Annotated in this window: 2 protein-coding genes (1 of these 2 running past the window's edge); both read left to right on the forward strand. The window is 45.9% G+C overall.

Annotated features, from left to right (window positions below; translation table 11 throughout):
• Positions 1-8,591: the 3' portion of a type I polyketide synthase gene (locus tag M0696_RS09275; RefSeq protein WP_248602708.1), read on the forward strand. It extends 5,089 nt beyond the left edge of the window; the window shows 8,591 of its 13,680 coding nt (coding positions 5,090-13,680); its start codon lies off the left edge, out of view; it ends in the stop codon at positions 8,589-8,591.
• Between the two features lie 15 nt (positions 8,592-8,606).
• Positions 8,607-21,383: a type I polyketide synthase gene (locus tag M0696_RS09280; protein ID WP_248602709.1), complete on the forward strand. Its 12,777-nt coding sequence runs from the start codon at positions 8,607-8,609 to the stop codon at positions 21,381-21,383.
• Positions 21,384-21,474 lie beyond the last annotated feature (91 nt).

Here is a 21,474-nt window from a genome sequence, read left to right on the forward strand (position 1 = left end):
ACAAACGTTACGGGAAAACTCTTTCGGTGTGCTGGCCGCTGTGGAAAGACGGGGGCATGCGTATTGATGATGAAACTGCGAGGGTGCTGACAAGAGAAACAGGCATGGTGGCCATGGAAACAGGGCATGGGATCCAGGCATTATACCATGGCTGGGCGTCAGGAAAGCCGCAGCTGTTGGTGGCATCAGGTGTTGCCAATCAGATTCGTGCATTTTTAGATGAAACAGGACATGGTCAAGGCCAATCTCGCATTAGGAAAAATAGAAATGACATTCAGGATACAGAAAAAGCAGACATTGTCCTAGGAGTCGATGAAGAGACATTGAGAGAAAAAGCGGAGAATTATATGGTACAAGTGCTTTCTTCGGTTATCAAGCTGCCAGCCAGCCAGATTGACGCTGAAGCTCCTCTTGAGGATTATGGGATCGATTCTATTATGATCATGCATGTAACGGGTCAATTAGAAAAAGTATTTGGATCTTTGTCTAAAACATTGTTCTTTGAGTACCAGGATATTCGGTCCTTAACCCGGTATTTTACCGATTTCCACCGAGAAAAGCTGCTGGACATCTTGGAAATTGAAACAGACAAACCTTCAGCTGCGGAAAATAGAAAAACAGACTCAGAGCCTGAAAAGAGAGAAATCTCTGTTGTCCCAAGAAAGTCTGGATTCTTTCCTTTGCAAGAACAAGGGAAGAAGCAGCCTAGAGAAAAGGAAGCAGAGGAAATTGCGATTATCGGTATCTCAGGGCGCTATCCTCAGGCAGACAACATCTATGAATTGTGGGAAAACCTGAGGGATGGACGAGACTGTATTACGGAAATTCCTGTAGATCGCTGGGATCATAGTCTCTATTATGATGAAGATAAGGACAAGCCTGGAAAAACCTACAGCAAGTGGGGCGGCTTCATGAAGGATGTAGACAAATTTGATCCGACGTTTTTCCATATTTCGCCGCGTGAAGCAAAATTAATGGACCCTCAGGAGCGTTTATTTTTGCAGTGCGTGTATGAAACGATGGAAGACGCAGGATATACAAGGGAGCATCTCGGCCGTAAGCGTGATTCAGAGCTTGGCGGAAGCGTCGGGGTGTACGTAGGTGTCATGTACGAAGAATACCAGCTGTACGGAGCGCAAGAGCAGGTGCGTGGCAGGTCTCTGGCTTTAACAGGGAATCCATCATCCATCGCGAACCGGGTATCTTATTATTTTGATTTTCATGGGCCGAGTATTGCTTTGGATACCATGTGTTCTTCTTCCTTAACTGCGATTCATTTGGCCTGCCAAAGCTTGCAGCGCGGAGAGTGTGAGGCGGCTTTCGCGGGGGGCGTGAATGTTTCAATCCACCCAAATAAATATTTGATGCTTGGGCAGAACAAATTTATGTCCAGCAAAGGCCGATGTGAAAGCTTCGGAAAGGGCGGAGACGGCTATGTGCCGGGAGAAGGCGTTGGAGCAGTGCTTCTTAAGCCATTGTCTAAAGCTCTAGAAGATGGCGATCACATTTATGGAATCATTAAGGGGACAGCCATTAACCACGGAGGAAAAACAAACGGGTACTCAGTTCCAAACCCGAATGCCCAAGCTGATGTGATCAAAAAGGCGTTTGTGGAAGCAAAGGTTGACCCGCGGGCAGTCAGTTATATCGAAGCACACGGCACGGGAACGTCTCTCGGAGATCCTATTGAAATCACAGGGCTATCCAAAGTGTTTACGCAACAAACGAATGACAAACAATTTTGTGCAATAGGTTCAGCCAAATCAAATATCGGGCACTGTGAGAGTGCAGCAGGTATCGCAGGATTAACGAAGGTATTGCTCCAAATGAAATACAGGCAGCTGGCGCCTTCCCTGCATTCAAATGTGCTGAACCCGAATATCGATTTCCTTAACTCACCGTTTAAAGTTCCGCAAGAGCTAGAAGAATGGAAGAGGCCGATCATTTCTGTCAATGGTAAAGACATTGAATATCCTAGAATCGCAGGCATCTCTTCATTCGGCGCTGGGGGAGTTAACGCCCATATTTTAATAGAAGAGTATGTTCCGGAACCTGAGCAGGAACGTTCTCTAGCAGGGAAACAGCCGGCTGTCATTGTGCTCTCAGCAAAAAATGAGGAAAAACTTCAGAAACGGGCGGAACGATTGCTGCATGCCATTCGTGAACAAAGATATGCTGAAACAGATTTGCACCGAATCGCCTATACGCTGCAAGTTGGACGTGAAGCGATGAATGATCGCCTGGCGTTCGTTGTTGAAACGATGCAGGAGCTTGAAGAAAAGTTGAATGAATGTATCTCCGAAACAGAAAATCGTGAATCTGTCTATCGAGGACAAGTGAAGCGCAACAAAGAATCCATTGCTGCTTTTACAGCTGATGAAGATATGTCAAAAACAATCGAGGCATGGATGAAAAAAGGAAAGTACGCGAAGGTTTTAGACCTTTGGGTAAGAGGCTTGCGTATCGACTGGAACACGCTCTATCAGGATCAAAAACCGCAGCGCATCAGTCTGCCCGCCTATCCTTTTGCAAGAGATCGCTATTGGATAGAAGTCAATGCAACAAAGGCTGAGGAAAAAAGAACAGTGGAACCAGCTCTTACAGTACAGCCGGTCATACAAAAGCCATCTATAGTAAGGGAAGCCAGCGGCAAGCCTGCCAATATCACGTTACAGCCTTTACCGGCCCATCAGGAGCGTTTGCAGCGTACAGCATCTCAGCATCCATCAGATACAGAAACAGAGACGATCTCGGCGGAAGAATTGTGCAATGCGCTGACGGCGAGCTTAGCGGAAGTGCTGTACATGGAACAAAACGAGGTTGACCCAGACGAAGCATTCATTGATATCGGAATGGATTCAATTACCGGGCTTGAATGGATAAAAGCAATAAACAAACAGTATGGCACATCACTAAATGTCACCAAGGTTTATGATTACCCGACAACACGTGATTTCGCTGTTTACTTAGCACATGAGTTAAGTGCACAAGCCGGAGAGAAAATATCAGAAAGCGATGCTCCGAACCAAACGGAGATGTACGCGCCGATGAAACAGAAAACAGCAGCACCTGCTGCTAAACCGGACAATATCTCCCTGCAGCCGTTAGAGCATCATCAGCCGTTGCAGGAAGAAGCTTCAGCAACCATTCAATATGCAGCAGCTGAAATATCTGCATCAAGCCAATATACTGGGACAATTGAATCGCTGCATGAAGAATTGAGGGAAAGCATAGCAGATGTGTTATTCATGGAGCCGCATGAGGTGGATATTGACGAAGCATTCATTGATATCGGAATGGACTCGATTACTGGGCTTGAATGGATAAAAGCGGTGAATAAGCAATATGGCACGTCCTTTTCAGTCACCAAAGTGTATGATTATCCAACGATACAAGACTTTGCCGAAATGCTAAAGTCTAAGCTTGGAACGCATCTTAATAGAAAACAAGAAATGACAGAGCAGCATGAGGCCTCTGCAGCTGATAAACAGCCGGCCGCACTGCCTGAGGCAGAGCCGGCAAAGCGTCCGCTTCAGTCTGTTCAATCCCCAATAAAGAAAGAACATGAGAAGAAACTGGCTCCTATTCATCAAGATCACCGGGAGGATGCGATAGCCATTGTCGGGATGTCGGGAAGGTACCCGGGTGCCAGTAATGTAAGAGAGTATTGGGATAACCTGGTTCATGCGAGAAATGCCGTTCGGGACATTCCAACATCACGTTGGGACGTTGACAAATACTATGATCCTGCTCTGAACAAAAAAGGGAAAGTCTATTGTAAATCAATGGGGATGCTTGATGATATTGAACATTTTGATCCGTTGTTTTTTAATATTCCGCCGTCAGAAGCTGAACTGATGGACCCGCAGCATCGGATATTTTTGCAGGAAGGCTATAAAGCCTTTGAGGACGCTGGATATAACGCCCGAACATTAAATGAGAAAAAATGCGGCGTATATCTCGGCATTATGAGCAATGAATATGGGGTTATGCTGAATCGGCAGGCAAGAGCAAACGCCACCGGGAACAGCTTTGCGATCGCCGCGGCGCGTATTCCGTATTTTCTTAATTTAAAAGGGCCTGCTATTCCTATTGACACCGCATGCTCATCTTCATTGGTGGGCACTCATTTAGCGCGACAGGCACTCATAAACAAAGAAATTGATATGGCGCTGGTTGGCGGTGTCAGCTTATACCTGTCGCCGGAATCTTACATCAGTATGTGTGAAGCTGGCATGCTCTCACCTGATGGACAATGTAAAGCATTTGATAATGGCGCGAATGGTTTTGTGCCCGGCGAGGGTGCGGGTGCGCTGGTACTGAAAAGGCTGAAAGATGCGGAAGCGGACCGTGACCATATTTATGGCATCATCATTGGCTCTGGCATTAATCAAGACGGGAAAACAAACGGAATCACGGCACCGAGTGCGAAAAGCCAAATGGATCTGGAAAGAGGCATATATGAAACATACGGCATACATCCTGAGAGTATCAGTTATGCAGAAATGCATGGCACCGGAACAAAACAAGGCGATCCAATTGAATTAGAGGCTTTGTCCACCGTATTTCAAGAAAAAACAGACAAAAAACAGTTTTGTGCAATCGGCTCAGTTAAAAGCAACATTGGACATACATCCGCGGCGGCCGGAGTAGCCAGTGTTCAAAAAGTGTTATTGTGTATGAATCACAAAACACTGGTGCCAACCTTGAACTTCACAACACCGAATGAGCATTTTCAATTTGAGCATTCTCCTTTATATGTAAATACGGAGCTTAAGCCTTGGGAATCGGCCGATGGAAAACCGAGGAGAGCCTGTGTCAGCTCTTTCGGATATAGCGGGACGAATGCCCACATTGTTATAGAAGAATATCAGCCTGAAAAAAGGAATGATCGATTAACAAAGCAGCATTCAACATTATTTGTGCTCTCAGCGAAAAAAGAACAGCAATTGAAGGCCTATGCAAAAGCAATGAAAGATTTCGCAAGTTCGCTTGAAGACATCGATCTGGAGGATATGGCATATACACTCCAGACCGGCCGGGAAGCGATGGATTATCGGATGGCGTTTTTAGCGGATTCGATAGAAGCGGTTATCAAAGCTTTAGGTGATTATTTAGCGGACGTGCCACACAGCAGCATATTTGCCGCTCACGTGAAAACGAAGAAAAGCGAAATCAAGCTGTTTGAAACAGATTACGATGCCAAAGCATTGCTGCAAACATGGATAGAGAAGAAAAGGCTGGAGAAAGTAGCGGAATTATGGGTGAAAGGGCTGCAGATCGATTGGAACGGACTTTATGAAGATCACATGCCTCGCCGAATCAGTCTGCCTGCTTATCCGTTTGCAAAAGAGTATTACTGGCTGCCAAATCAAGAAGACAAGCCCGAATACATTGGTTCAGCATTGTCTCACTCCGAACCGATTACGAAGCGCTGCTTTTTGCACAAACAGTGGCAGCATTGTCCGATTGAACCAGCAGCACGTACGAACCAAACCGTTGCCATATTAGCAAACGAGGAGACAATGGCATTGGCGGCAGAGCTTTCGAAATATTTTTCGAACTACCGTATATTTGACAGTCAAGAGCTCGATCATGTATCTGCTGCTGACGAAGAACATGTTGCTGGAGCAGTTGATCTGATCGGGTGCGGAACGAGCCATGAGCAGTCTATAAGCTGGATAAACTGGCTCCAAAAGCTGATCGAGCAAGGACGTACAAGCAAGCATCATTTGACGATCTTGGGTGTAACGAAAGGGCTGGAGTCTTTCGAAAATAAAACTGTTCATTTGTCTGGTGCTTCACGGGCCGGTTTATATCGCATGCTTCAAAGCGAGTACAGCCACCTTACATCAAGACACGCAGATATGGATTGTGGAGCCTCTCGTGAGGAACTGGCCAAACTGATTGCAGACGAGTTTTATGCCAATAGCACAGAATCAGAAGTCTGTTATCGAGACGGCAAGCGTTATCGCGCGTATTTGGCAGAGCAGCCAACAGATGCTGCCGCCCCTTATCAAAAGCAAGTATCGTTTTCAGCAGACAAGGTCCTGCTCATTACTGGCGGGACAAGAGGTCTCGGTTCGTTGTGTGCGCGGCATTTTGTGAAAACATACGGCGTTAAGCATCTGGTGCTCATCGGCCGTGAAGAACTGCCGCCGCGTGACCAGTGGAATTCAGTAAAAACTGCCTCGCTTGCGGAGAAAATAAAAGCCATTCAAGAGCTAGAAGCCATGGGTGCGGAAGTTCACGTGCTTTCACTGGACCTGACCGACAGGGTTGCCGTCGAACAGAGCCTGAAGACCATACACGAAACAATGGGGGCGATTGGCGGAGTCATCCACTGTGCCGGGAAGGTGAACAAACATAATCCGGCATTTATCAGAAAATCACTCGAAGAGATCGAACAGGTGCTTGAACCGAAAGTCGAAGGCCTGCAAACGTTGTTTGAACTGCTGAGAGACGAACCATTGGCGTTTGTTGCCTTGTTTTCATCAGTATCAGCGGCCATTTCTGTTCTTGCAGCCGGACAAGCTGATTATGCGATGGCGAATGCTTTTATGGATTATTTTGCAGAGGCCCATAAAGATGAATGTCCAATTGTCAGCATTCAGTGGCCTAACTGGAAGGAGACCGGTTTAGGTGAGGTTCGCAGCAAAGCTTTAGAACAGACGGGATTGATGAGCTTGAGAAACGATGAGGGGTTACAGCTGCTGGATCAGATTCTAAATGATATACAGCATGCTGTTGTGCTGCCAGCGATCCCAGATACAAATGTATGGAAGCCGGACAAGCTTATACAGCCGTCACTGCCTGTTGAAGCTCTCTCTGATCCTGAGACGAAAGAGCAAGCAGACACTCACAACCTGTACCTTGAAACAGTCGACTGGCTTGTAACTCTTTTTTCAGATGAACTGAAGATAGCGCCTGAAGACTTTGAAACGGATGAGCCATTCCAAGAATACGGAATCGACTCGATTATATTGGCTCAGCTGGTACAGCAGATGAACCAAACATTAAATGGAGATATTGATCCGTCAATATTGTTTGAATATCCGACAATAGAATCTTTTGCAAACTGGCTTATATCGAAATATGACGTATCAGCTGTTTTACATCGATCTGTTCCTGAGAAACAGACACCTGTCAAGGCGCAATCAGCAATGAAACAGACGCCAATGCCAGAACAGATAAGTCATGTGAAAACGGCGGGTCTTGAAGAAGATATTGCCATCATCGGTCTTACTTGCAGGTTCCCTGGTGCGGAAACGCTTGAGGCATACTGGGATTTAATACGTGATGGACGGTCTGCGATTAAACCTGTACCGCTTGAGCGATTCGGGCACTCCAGTTCAAATTACGCAGGTCTCATTGATGAAATGAACCGATTTGATCATGATTTCTTCATGATGTCAGAGAACGATGTCAGAGCGATGGACCCTCAAGCTTTGGCCGTATTGGAGGAAAGTCTGAAACTGTGGTATCACGCCGGTTATACAGAGAAAGAAGTGAAAGGCATGAGCGCTGGTGTTTATATAGGAGGCCGCAGCCAGCACAAGCCTGATCCGTCCAGTCTTTCAAAAGCAAAAAATCCGATTGTGGCTGGCGGACAAAACTATTTAGCAGCTAACATTTCACAATTTTTTGACTTAAGGGGACCGAGTATTGTGCTGGATACTGCTTGTTCCTCTGCGCTGGTTGGGCTGAATATGGCCATTCAGGCTCTGCGGAGCGGAGATATTGAGGCAGCAGTTGTGGGCGGTGTCAGCTTGCTTGACGCTGATGCGCATCAAATGTTTCAGGAGCGAGGACTTTTAAGTAAAAAACCGTCATTTCATATTTTTGATAAGCGGGCAGACGGTGTCATTTTAGGAGAAGGTGTGGGCATGGTTCTCGTCAAAACCGTCAGCCAAGCACTGGAAGACGGAGATTCCATATATGCAGTCATTAAAGCCGCCGCTATTAACAATGACGGAAGAACGGCAGGCCCGTCTTCACCGAATCTCGAGGCGCAAAAGGATGTCATGCATACAGCGCTTGAAAAAAGCGGCAAAAAGCCTGAAGAGGTCAGTTATCTCGAAGCGAATGGCTCGGGATCAGCAGTAACAGATTTACTTGAACTAAAGGCGATTCAAGCCATTTACCGCTCTGGATTAAAGGCGCCATTAGGGCTGGGATCAGTGAAACCTAACATCGGCCACCCTTTATGTGCAGAAGGAATAGCGAGCCTGATTAAAGTCGCTTTAATGCTGAAACATAGACAACTGGTTCCATTCCTGTCAGGCGACGAAAACATGCCGCATTTTGATATAGAAGAGACAGATTTGTATTTCTGTAAATCGCAAGCCGAGTGGAAGGAGACAATGCCAGCTGCGGCAATCAATTGCTTTGCCGATGGCGGAACGAATGCCCATCTGATTGTAGAAGCCTGGAAAGACTCGGTTGAGCGTGCAATCAGAAGAAAACCTCTGCCTTTGCCGGAATTAAATCGGCAGCCCGTTTTATTAGAACCATCAGCTCAGACCGTGCAGAAAACAATGCTTTCAGGCATGGGAGCTCCTAAAGAAATGTTTTGGAAAACTTTCAAATAAGAGAGGAGTGGGAAAATGATAACTGAACAACTGACCATTTCATTAAATAATCCTATCATGTCCAACCATAAGGTATATGGACAAGCGTTATTACCCGGCCTTGCTTATATAGATTTGATCTACCAAGTATTCCAAGAACATGGTTATGCATATCAAGAGCTTGAATTGAAAAACCTGACCATTTATTATCCTTTGATCGCAGATGAATCATATGACATTGCGCTGACCATTCACGTGTCTGAAAGCAAGAAAGGGACATGGTCCATCATCATCGACGGACAAAAACAGCATGGCGAGTTGCTATCGGACAAAAAACAATATGTGACAGCTGACATGTATCGTAAAGAGCGGACTGCTTTTGCGGAAACAATAGACCTTAATCAGTGGAAACGTACAGCTGACAGGATCCTGAATTTGGATGAAATATATGAACAATGCCGCTCTCAACAATTAGTGCATACCGGCATGATGAAGGCGGAAGGGCAGATTTTTGAAAACAAGGAGGGTGCTTTGATTGATTTAGCAGTCGGACAAGAAGCGCTGATTCATTCCGAAGCGTTTCTGTTTCATCCGACTCTCATTGACGGCAGCGGCATAAGTTCAAGCTGCCTGCTCTCAGATCAAACGATGTATCTGCCATTGTGTTATGAATCGTTTTCAGCTTCAGAACGATTGCAAAAAGGATGTACAGCGCGGATCCTCTCTTCATCTTTGTGCCAGAAGAAAGAACTCACTTATATGACGATTGAATATTTTAATTCATCAGGACAAAAAGTGGCCGAGCTAAAACAGTTTGCAGGCAAGTCTGTACGGGATACGGCAGCCTTTCATTCTGCAAAAGAAATTCAAGAAGAAAGACAAGCTGTCTTACAGAATCCCGGCCGGGACTATACCGCAATTGAAACGTATTTGCGTCAATTGCTTGCTGAACAGCTTGATAGGCCTGCAGAACAGATGGATATCCACGCCGGATACTATGAGCTTGGGCTGGATTCACCATCCTTGCTTAATGTGGTTCAGGAGATAGGGGCTAAGATAGGAGCAGATCTCTCTCCAACGCTGCTGTTTGAATATACAACAATTGCAGAACTAGCTTCGCATCTTTCTGATCACTATTCAATGGGAGAGGCGGACGATGCAGTCCGCCAGTCTCCTGCTCCAATGCGGGATTCTTCAGCCGTCTCTCCCACTTCACCAAAGATTGGGGAGGATATTGCGATTATCGGAATGGCTGGACGTTACCCTAAGGCAAAAAACATACAGGAATTTTGGGAACATCTTAAGGCAGGTACCGACTGCATCACAGAGATCCCCAACTCACGCTGGGAATGGAAGGAAAACAATGGGCTGGATTCACCTTCAGGCAAGCCAATGTCGAAATGGGGCGGGTTTATCGAGGATGCTGATTGCTTTGATCCTCAATTTTTCAGGATCTCACCACGTGAAGCGGAAACCATGGACCCTCAGGAACGCTTATTTTTAGAGACGTGCTGGGAAGCTATTGAAGATGCGGGATATACACCAGAAACAATTTCTTCACGGCAGGGGGAAAATAATAGGCAGCATGTCGGCGTATTTGCAGGTGTTATGCATAAAGACTACTCCCTTATAGGAGCGGAGGCTCTATCAGAGCACAATCCATTTCCTTTATCGCTCAATTATGCGCAAATTGCCAACAGGGTCTCTTACTATTGTAATTTCCACGGCCCAAGCATGGCGGTGGACACGGTCTGCTCTTCCTCATTAACTGCGGTTCATCTTGCTATAGAGAGCATCCGGAATGGAGAATGCGAGGCCGCGCTTGCCGGAGGCGTCAATTTGTCACTGCATCCGGCTAAATATATCAGCTACGGCAGTGTGGGGATGCATTCGAGTGACGGCTATTGCCATACATTCGGCAAAGGCGGGGATGGCTACGTATCTGGAGAAGGTGTCGGAACAGTATTGTTAAAGCCGCTCCGAAAAGCTGAACAGGACGGCGACCGGATCTATGCTGTTATCAAAGGCAGTGCCATTAATCATGTAGGAAAAGTAAGCGGAATTACAGTTCCAAGCCCGGTCGCTCAAGCTGATGTTATCGAAGCGTGTTTGGAGAAAACAGGAATTGATCCACGCACCATCAGCTATGTTGAAGCCCATGGCACTGGCACCTCATTAGGGGATCCGATTGAAATACAAGGATTGGTGAAGGCTTTAAGCCGCAATACACAAGACAAGCAATTCTGCTCAATCGGTTCTGTGAAATCAAATATTGGCCATGCCGAATCTGCAGCAGGCATCAGCGGCTTAACTAAGACTGTCCTGCAGCTGCATCATAAAACATTGGTACCGTCATTGCATTCTGAAGAGCTAAATCCGTATTTACAGCTCGATCAAACCCCGTTTTTTGTCCAGCATGAAACGAAAAAATGGGAGCAGCCTTCATTGACAGAAAACGGCATGGACGTCACATATCCCCGCCGCGCCGGTTTAAGTTCGTTTGGCGCTTCAGGATCAAATGCACATCTTATTTTGGAGGAATATATTCCGGCAGAGAGCCATTCAGAGCCGGTTTTAGCGGAAAATAAAGAAGTAATGATTCCATTGTCTGCGAGAAACAAAGACAGGCTGCAGGCTTACGCTCTTAAACTCCTTGATTTTCTTAGCGAGGACGTCAATCTTGTAGCGTTAGCTTATACATTACAAACAGGCCGGATGGAAATGGAGGAACGGGCAGCCTTCATCGTAAAGGACATAAAGGATTTAACGGCTAAACTTCGGGCGTTTGCAAATGGTGAAGAAGAGATCGACGGCTGCTGGTCCGGACAAGCCAAGGAGAATCAGGAGGCCATCGGGCCAACATCAACAGACAGCGAATTGAAGAAAATGGCTGAATCATGGGTTCAAGGAAATCGGATTATCTGGGACGAGCTGTACGGCGATCGCAAGCCGATTAAAATCAGTGTTCCGACCTATCCGTTTGCCAAGGAACGCTACTGGATACCGACCCCTGAAACAAAAACGTGCACTGTAGATCATACCTTACATCCGCTGGTGCACCGCAATACGTCAGACTTCACTGAGCAGCGCTTTAGCTCAATTTTTACAGGCAAGGAATTTTTCCTATCTGATCATGTTGTGCAGGGGCAGAAAACCCTGCCAGGCGTTGCCTACTTAGAAATGGCAAGGGAAGCAGCAGAAAAAGCTGCAGGTGATTTGGAAGGTGAACAAAGAGTTGTGTCGCTTAAGGACATCGTCTGGATTCGTCCTTTCACGATAGGAAGTGAACCACAAGAAATACATATTGGCCTCTATCCTGAGGATAATGGGGACATTTCTTTTGACATTTATAGCAATTCAGAAAATAAAGAAGAAACCCCGATAATACACAGTCAAGGACGTGCGGTCATTTCAGCTGAAGCGGCCATTCCTGATGTAGACCTTGCATCAATCCAGGCAGCATGCAGTCTGGATACAGTGATGTCAGAACAATGCTATACGGTGTTTCGAAAGATTGGGCTTGACTATGGCGAGGGTTATCAAGGGATTGAAAAAGTGCTTGTCGGACAAGATCATTTGCTTGCCAAAATCTCTTTGCCCGATTCTCTAAAAGACGGCAAGCAGCATTTTATGCTTCACCCGAGTTTGATGGATTCTGCCTTCCATGCCACAGTCGGTTTTATCGTCAGCTCAGTTAATGCTGACATACAAGCTCATCAGCTGTCTCTCCCGTTTGCATTGCAGGAGCTAGACATTTTCAGCCCATGTCCAGAGGAGATATGGTCTTATATTCGATACAGCCCAGACAGCAAAGCAGAGGACAAAGTCAGAAAGTATGATATTGATTTATGCGATGAGAACGGGAACGTTTGTGTTCGAATGAAGGGCGCTTCGATGCGGGCACTTGATAGAGAGCAGCTGACCAAGCCTCAAACAGCAGCTGATTCTTCGCTGACAGGGCATACGATGATGATCCCTGTCTGGGAATCGGTTTCTCCAAATAAGGAGAGCGATGTCTCATTTATCGGTACGCGTGCTGTTTTATGCGGTGGTACAGAAGGTGAACGGGCGTTAATAAAGCAGTATCATCCTCAGGTTTCCTTTATCGATATCCGGTCTGCAGATGACATTGATGCAATAGCAGATAAACTGCAAGCGTGCGGCAACATTGACCATGTATTGTGGATTGCTCCGTCATACTCGGAGAATATGTTTAGTGAGGGACAAGAAAAGGCTGTTCTTCTGGCATTTAAGCTTGTGAAGGCATGTCTTCAATTAGGCTATGGTGAGAATCAGCTAGAATGGTCTCTTGTGACCGTCCAAGCGCAGCCGGTTACGCAACATGAAACTATCCATCCAGCTCATGCAAGCATTCATGGACTCGCCGGCACAATTGCAAAGGAATATCCAAATTGGAAAATCCGTCTTCTTGATCTCGAAGAAGGCTGCACATGGCCAGTAAAACAAATGTTTACGCTCCCTGCTGATCGCCTCGGCCACACTTGGGCCTATCGGAATCAGCAATGGCATCAGCAGCAATTGATCCCATACCGCCATTCACCGTCAGATGACACGCTATATCGAAAAGGCGGAGTGTATGTGGTCATCGGAGGTGCCGGGTACATCGGGGAGGCATGGAGCGAGTACATGATCCGCCGTTATCAGGCGCAAATTGTTTGGATTGGACGCAGTCAGATCAATGATGTCATCCAGGCAAAAGTAGACCGTCTTTCCGCGCTTGGCCCTGAACCTTACTATATTGCTACCGATGCAGCGGATATGCATTCATTGCAGCAGGCTTATGATCAAGTGAAAAAGCGTCATCCTCATATTCATGGGATCGTTCACTCTGCAATGGTTTTATCTGAACAAAGCCTGGAAAAAATGACGGTGGAAGAGTTTAAATCCGGACTGACGGCCAAGGTGGATGTCAGTGTCCGTATGGCCCAAGTATTTCAATATGAACGTTTGGATTTTGTTCTATTCTTCTCTTCGCTTGTAGCTCATATCAAAAACGTAAAGCAAAGCCATTATGCCTCTGGCTGCGCATTTGCAGATGCATTTGCTCACCAGCTTTCCCAAAGCTGGGCTTGTCCTGTAAAAGTCATGAACTGGGGATATTGGGGAAACAGTGAAGCGGCCGAGGATGAACAGTATGTACAGCTTATGAATCAAATTGGCCTAGGATTAATTGAGCCTGCGGAAGGCATGAAGGCGCTGGAAGCACTGCTTTCTGGGCCAGTCAGCCAAACGGCTTTCATTCATACGACAAAACCTGTAGCAGTCGAAGGCGTGAATCAGAATGAATTCATCACCCTTTATCCCGAGCACCCGTCAGCAGACACTGAAAGCTTGAAGGAACGATTGCCGAAAACAGGACAAGTACAAAGAGTTACACATGAAGAGCTGGACGATCTTCTTTACAGGCTGTTATTAGGCCAGCTTCAAACGGCCGGGCTGTTTGATGGTCATAGATTATCAGTTGAACGCCTTCAACAATACAAGACTCGCGAATTTTATGAAAAATGGCTTCAGCAAAGCAGTGAATTCCTTCTGCAGCATGATTACCTTGAGAAAGATGGAGATTCATTGATAAGGAAGGATCAAGCAGAGGATATCGGGCTGCTTTGGCAAGAATGGAATGCGAAAAGAGAAAAATGGCTCAAAGACAGCGATACAAAGGCGATGGTTGTATTAGCAGAAACCATGCTGAAAGCATTACCGGATATTTTGACAGGGGAAGTGCCTGCCACAGATATCATGTTCCCGCATTCCTCAATGGAATTGGTGGAAGGCATTTATAAGCATAACCAAGTGGCAGACTATTTTAATAAAGTGCTTGCCGATACATTAATCGCTTATCTGGATGAACGGCTGACACACGATCCTGAGGCATCGATTCGCATTCTGGAAATAGGCGCGGGCACAGGCGGTACGAGTGCCGGAATCTTTCAAAAACTGAAACCTTATCAAAACCATATCAAAGAATACTGTTATACAGATCTGTCTAAAGCATTTTTGCTGCATGCAGAAAAGGAATATGGGGCGGAGAATCCGTACCTGACGTATCAGCTTTTTGACGTGGAAAAACCGATTGACCAGCAGGAAATCGAGGCTGGCGGATATGATGTCGTCATTGCCGCTAATGTCCTTCATGCGACAAAAAATATCCGTCAAACCCTGCGGCATACAAAAGCTGTGATGAAAAACAACGGAATGCTGCTGCTGAATGAAATGGCGGGAAACAGCCTGTTCCCTCACATCACCTTTGGTCTCCTGGAAGGATGGTGGCTGTACGAAGATCCTGCAGTACGGATTCCTGGCTGCCCAGGATTATATCCCGATAACTGGAAAGAGGCACTAGAAAGTGAAGGCTTTGAATCTGTATTCTTCCCGGCCGAAGCGGACCATGATCTCAGTCACCAGATTGTCGGAGCGTCAAGCAACGGGCTGGTTCGCCGTATAATGATGAAAAATGTGATCCTGCCAGAGAAGGATGTGTCTCCAGCGTCTGATAAGGAGCCAGCCTATATACAAACCATAGATTCGGAGAAAACCGGACAATCAAATCATACTCTCCTCAGAGAAAAAAGCACAGAATATATGAAAAAACTAATCGGAGAAACATTGAAAATCCCTGCAAGCAAGATTGAGTCATCTGAACCGCTTGAAAAGTACGGGATTGATTCTATCGTTGTTGTCCAGCTGACAAATACCTTGCGTAAAGAATTCGACCATGTAAGCAGTACTTTATTTTTCGAGTACCAGACCATTGACGCATTAGTGGAGCATCTAATCCAAACAAAAACAGAAGCGCTGATGAAACTGACAGGTCTTGACCGTCAAGTTCAACAACAGACACCGGTCACAAGCAAGAATGAATCTTCACAGAAGTCTGGACATGCGGCTAAAGGAAAGAGGCGCTATCGCAAGTTTGGCTTCAGCAGGGAGAAAGAAACGCCAGCACACGCTATTGCCAGCCGTGACGTTGCCATTATCGGCATTTCCGGACGTTATCCTCAGGCAGAAACAGCAGAAGACTTTTGGAACAACCTAAAAGAAGGAAGAAATTGTATTGAGGAAATCCCGAAAGAACGCTGGGATTGGAAAACCTATTACGATAAAGAAAAAGGAAAGGAAGGGTCGATTTATACGAAATGGGGCGGATTTATCAAGGATATGGACAAGTTTGATCCATTATTCTTTCAAATTTCTCCGCTCGAAGCAGAAAGAATGGACCCTCAGGAGCGATTATTTCTGCAAACCGCTTATGCAAGCATTGAAGATGCGGGATACACACCTAACACGCTCTGTACAAGCAGAAAAATCGGTGTATTTGCCGGAGTCATGAACAAAAATTATCCGACCGGCTACGGTTATTGGTCAATCGCAAATAGAATATCTTATTTGCTGAATTTCCAAGGCCCGAGCCTTGCAGTCGATACTGCCTGCTCATCTTCTCTGACAGCGATTCATTTAGCGCTGGAAAGCATTTATAGCGGATCGAGCGATTGCGCCATTGCCGGCGGTGTCAATTTAGTTGTCGACCCGGTCCATTATCAGAACTTATCTGTCATGAATATGCTCTCTGCAAGTGATACTTGTAAATCATTCGGCGATGACGCAGATGGATTTGTCGATGGAGAAGGCGTAGGAGCCATTGTGTTAAAACCGTTGCAGCAAGCTATAGCAGACGGCGACCATATTTACGGGGTGATAAAGGCCAGTGCGATTAACAGCGGAGGGAAAACAAATGGATATACCGTTCCTAATCCTCATGCACAGGCACAGCTGATTAAAGAAGCGATTGAGCGCGCCAACATTCCTGCTCGAACTATCAGTTATTTGGAGGCGCACGGAACAGGCACCGCATTAGGAGATCCGATTGAGATCGCGGGATTAACAAAAGCATTTGAGGAAGATACGCAAGAGAAACAGTTTTGCGCGATCGGCTCCAGCAAATCAAATATCGGCCATTGTGAAAGTGCAGCCGGAATTGCAGGACTGACAAAAATACTTTTTCAGTTTAAATACGGCCAAATTGCCCCATCTTTGCATTCTGAGCGATTGAATCCAAACATTGAATTCAGCCATACTCCGTTTGTCGTTCAGCAGCATCTTGGTGAATGGAAACGCCCGGTGATTGACGGGCAGGAGGTGCCGAGACGTGCCGGATTGAGCAGTTTTGGCGCCGGAGGATCCAATGCCCATATGATCCTGGAAGAATATATTCCGAGAACAGAAGCGCAAACTCCTGAATCTTATCCCCCTGCGCTGATTGTGCTGTCAGCGAAAAACAGGGAACGTCTTCAAGAAAGAGCGGAGCAGCTGCTTACAGCCATTCACGAAAAAAGGTACAGCGAAACAGATTTGATCAGGATCGCCTATACCTTGCAAACAGGCCGTGAAGCAATGGAGGAACGGCTGGGCTTTATAGCGGAATCATTAGAGGATCTTAGGAGAAAGCTGAACGATTTTATCGAAAACAAAGCAGACAGCCTGTACTTGGATCGCATCGATGATAACAAAAAAGCATTAGCGGTCTTATCGGCAGATGAAGATACAGAAAAAATCATAAAGGCATGGATGAGCAAAGGGAAATACACGAAACTGCTGGATCTTTGGGTGAAAGGCTTGTCTTTTGACTGGTGTAAGCTGTACGGAACCATTACGCCTGTCCGGATCAGTCTTCCGGCATATCCATTTGCAAAAGAACGTTATTGGGCACCAGGCCAGACAAAGGTCCCAGCGCCTATAGAACAGCATCATGAACAGCAAACAGAAGAACATTTTGAGGTTATGACTTTTCAAGAGGTGTGGAAAGAAGAACCGGCAACTCTCACATCGAAACGCTTCAAAACGCTCATTTGTTTTCTGACGGATAGAGAAAAGCAAAACGCTTTCGCTGCATCTGTGAAAAATGTTGATCAAGACACCAAGGTCATTTTTATTTCGCAGGGCGAGTTGTACAGCAAACAGTCCCAGTTCAGCTATCAGATTGTACGGGAGGAACCCGTCACTTTTGAAAAAGCCTTCCAGAGCATTCAGGAGGAACATGGAGAGCCAGATGCAATCCTCTATATGTGGCCTGCAGAAGACCCGAGCTGTATAAAGGAACATCCCTGTATTGTCTATCTATTACAAGGGATGACCGCAGCAAGGCTTCATCCTTCGCGGCTGCTGCTGGCAGGACGTTTTGAAAATGGTCTTGACCGGAGCTATCTGGAATCATGGATTGGCTTTGAACGTTCACTCGGGCTTGTCCTTCCACACACAAAAGTGACTGGGATCTTTCAGCCGGCAGATCAAGAATCGATGGATGATTGGGCGAGTAAAATCTGGACGGAATTACAGGCTTCAACGGAACAAACCGTTTTGTATCAGAATGGGAAACGATGTGTATGCCACATTGAACAGACAACGATACAACCGAACAACAGTAAATTGAAGTCTGGCGGTACCTACCTGATTACAGGCGGTTTAGGAGGGCTTGGTTATTTATTCGCCAAGCATTTGGCTGGACACTATGCCGCAAACCTGATTTTGACAGGGCGGTCGCCTTTCAATGACGAAAAGCAAAAGAAAATAAAAGAATTAAAGGATCTAGGCGGCGAAGCCATGTATGCAGAGGCAGATGTTTCAGATCCTATCGCGATGGGAGACTGCGTAAAAAGAGGGAAAGATCGATTCGGTACCATCAATGGTGTTATTCATGCAGCCGGAATCGAAAGCGATTCTGCAATTTTTGACAAAGAGATCGAAAGCTTCCAGCGCATCATTGAACCAAAAATCAACGGTACGATAGCGCTTGATGAATGGCTTAAAAATGAAACTCTTGATTTTATTTGTTATTTTTCTTCATCTTCCGCGATTTTAGGAGATTTTGGCTGTTGTGATTATGCGATCGGGAATCGGTTCCAAATGGCTTATGCACAATATAGAAACGAGCTTGATAGCGGCAAAACGTTTGTCATCAACTGGCCTGTATGGAAGGATGGCGGAATGAAGATCGGTGATGAAGAAACAACCGATATGTACCTGAAATCAAGCGGCCAGCGTTTCTTAGAAGCCGATGAAGGCATCCGTATGTTTGAACACATTCTGTCTCAGCAGGATGCTCAGCATCTCGTGATTGCCGGTCAATCCAGCCGGGTCAGCCGCTTTTTAAGAATGACTAAACCAGCTATTCCGGAACCGGTCATTCAAGCTCCTGCGGCGCAAGAAAAAAGGGAAGAGATAAAAACGTTAAGCGTAGAAAAACGTTTAGAACATGATCTGAAAGAGCATATTCACGCATTGCTTAAAATCTCGAAGGACAAGCTGAATTTGAATAAAAATTGGGCCGACTTCGGATTTGATTCGATCTATTTGGCTAAATTCTCGAATGTATTATCAAAGCATTTCAACATTGAAGTGACACCGGCTTTATTTTTTGGCTATTCAACTTTACAAGAATTGATCCGCTTCTTCTTAACGGATCACAAAGAGCTGATCGAAGCATTTTACCGGGATGATGCATCTGAGGCACAAAAGCCTTCTGAAGCTGATGCTCCGGTTTCTGTAGAACCAGAAACCAATAAAAAAAGCGTCCGGCCGTCTCACGCTGAGCCAATCGCCATTATCGGCATGAGCGGCAGGTTTCCTCAAGCTGATTCGGTTCATGAGCTATGGGAAAATCTGAAAAACGGGAAAGATTGTATCTCTGAGATTCCGAAAGAACGATCGGACTGGGGGAGAGCTAACAGAGATCCAGAAAAAGCAGTGCCGAGATGGGGTGCATTTTTGAAGGAAATAGACCGGTTCGATCCGCTGTTTTTTCAAATATCGCCTAAAGAAGCTGAAAGCATGGACCCGCGCCAGCGCATCTTTCTAGAGGAAGCATGGCATACATTTGAAGACGCTGGCTATATGGGACATCGGATAAAAGGAAAATCCTGTGGTGTTTACGTAGGTGTGGAAGAAGGGGAATATGCGCATTTAACCGGAGATACGGATTACATTAACGGAACACAAAACGCCACATTAGCTGCGCGAATCGCATACGCATTAGATTTAAAAGGGCCTAATATGGCGTTGACAGCAGCATGTTCATCTGGACTTGTGGCGATTCATCAAGCGTGTTCAGCCCTGCGTCAAGGAGATTGTGAAATGGCTTTAGCCGGCGGCGTTAGCCTGAATATTTCTCAAATGTCTTTTGAGGCGCTGACAAGAGCCGAAATGCTTTCTCCGAATGGACAATGCAAAGTGTTTGACCAGGATGCCAATGGTCTGGTGCCAGGTGAAGCAGTAGCTGCTGTTCTCCTGAAACCATTATCAAAGGCAATTGAAGATAAAGACCATATTTATGGCTGCATAAAGGCCAGCGGTGTGAATTACGATGGCAAAACCAATGGCATTACTGCACCAAATCCTTTCAGCCAGGCGGAATTGATCGAAAACATTTATGAAAAAAATGAAATCAACCCGCTCGATATTCAATATGTGATGGCACACAGTACCGGCTCAAATCTTGGAGATCCGCTTGAGGTCCAAGCATTAACGAGCGTATTCAGCAAATATACGAAGCAGAAGCAATTCTGCATGATGAGCTCGATTAAACCTTTAATCGGACACACATTTGCAGCATCAGGGGTGGTTGCTTTAATCAGTATGCTGATGGCAATGAAAAACCAGACCATTCCGGCTACTCATCATTGTGAATCGGATAACCCGTATATTCAGTTTAAAGAAAGCCCGTTTGTGCTATGCAAAGAGAACCGTCCATGGCTCAGGAAAAATCAGAAGCCGAGGATGGGAACCATCAGTACGACAGGGATCAGCGGCACCAATGCGCATGCAGTCATTGAAGAATACATCCCGGATGAGCAGCCGATCACGCAACGGCATAAAGAATCAGATGAAATCCAGCAGGCCATCGTGCTTTCAGCCCAAAATGACGACCGGCTACAGGATGCTGTCAACCGCATGATTATGTATCTTGAGCAGAATCAAAACCTTTCTTTATCTGATGTTGCATATACACTTCAGGCGGGAAGAAAAGCCATGGAAGCAAGGCTCGCGATTGTTGTGAACAATCAGGAGCAATTGGTGCGAAAATTGAAGGAATATGCGGAAGCGATGAAGAATGGTGGGGTATCAGGCCAACAGGCATCCCTTTATACAGGATATACGGAAGGGATGTTAGAAGAACAAGATGAAGCGTTACTGCAAGCACTCGCAAAAGAAAGAAATTTGGAAAACATTGCGGAATGTTGGGTGAAAGGATATCAGATTCCTTGGGAACTCCTTCATGAAGGCGATGACGTTCGGATGGTTCCTTTACCTGGTTATCCGTTTGCAAGGGAGCGGTATTGGGTTTCGTCAGGCAATCATCAAGAGGCCGCTAATCCCCATAAACAAGACATGAAAAAAGAGGTTGACGAGCCTAATGGAGAAAAACACATACAAAGGATCATTGTTCAATTTTTAGCACGAGAGTTGGGCATATCTGAGGATCGCATCAATTTCAAAAGAAACTTTTTGGATTATGGGATGGATTCAATTCTTGGCCGAAAACTGATGCGTCATATCGAAAAAACCACCCAGATGAAAATGGCCGGCCGGGAAATCCTTGAATGTCAGACGGTTCAATCTCTATCTGCTCATTTGGCATTGAAAGCGGAAAGACACAATCAAAGCGCGGCAGCACATCAAACAAAGGGCACGTATTCAGACGAGCAAATCATCGGATTGATGCAAGAGGTGGCGCAAGGAAAATTGGATTTTAAGAGTGTGCAAAACATCATAGAAGGGAGTAAATCGTATGAATCATAAAGAAATTCTCGATGCCTTCAGATCAGGAGAATTAACCATTTCTGAAGTAGAAGAACATCTTCAAGGCAAGAAGCGGCAGTTGAAAAGTCCG

Source organism: Bacillus rugosus (genome assembly GCF_023238245.1).
GTDB lineage: Bacteria > Bacillota > Bacilli > Bacillales > Bacillaceae > Bacillus > Bacillus rugosus.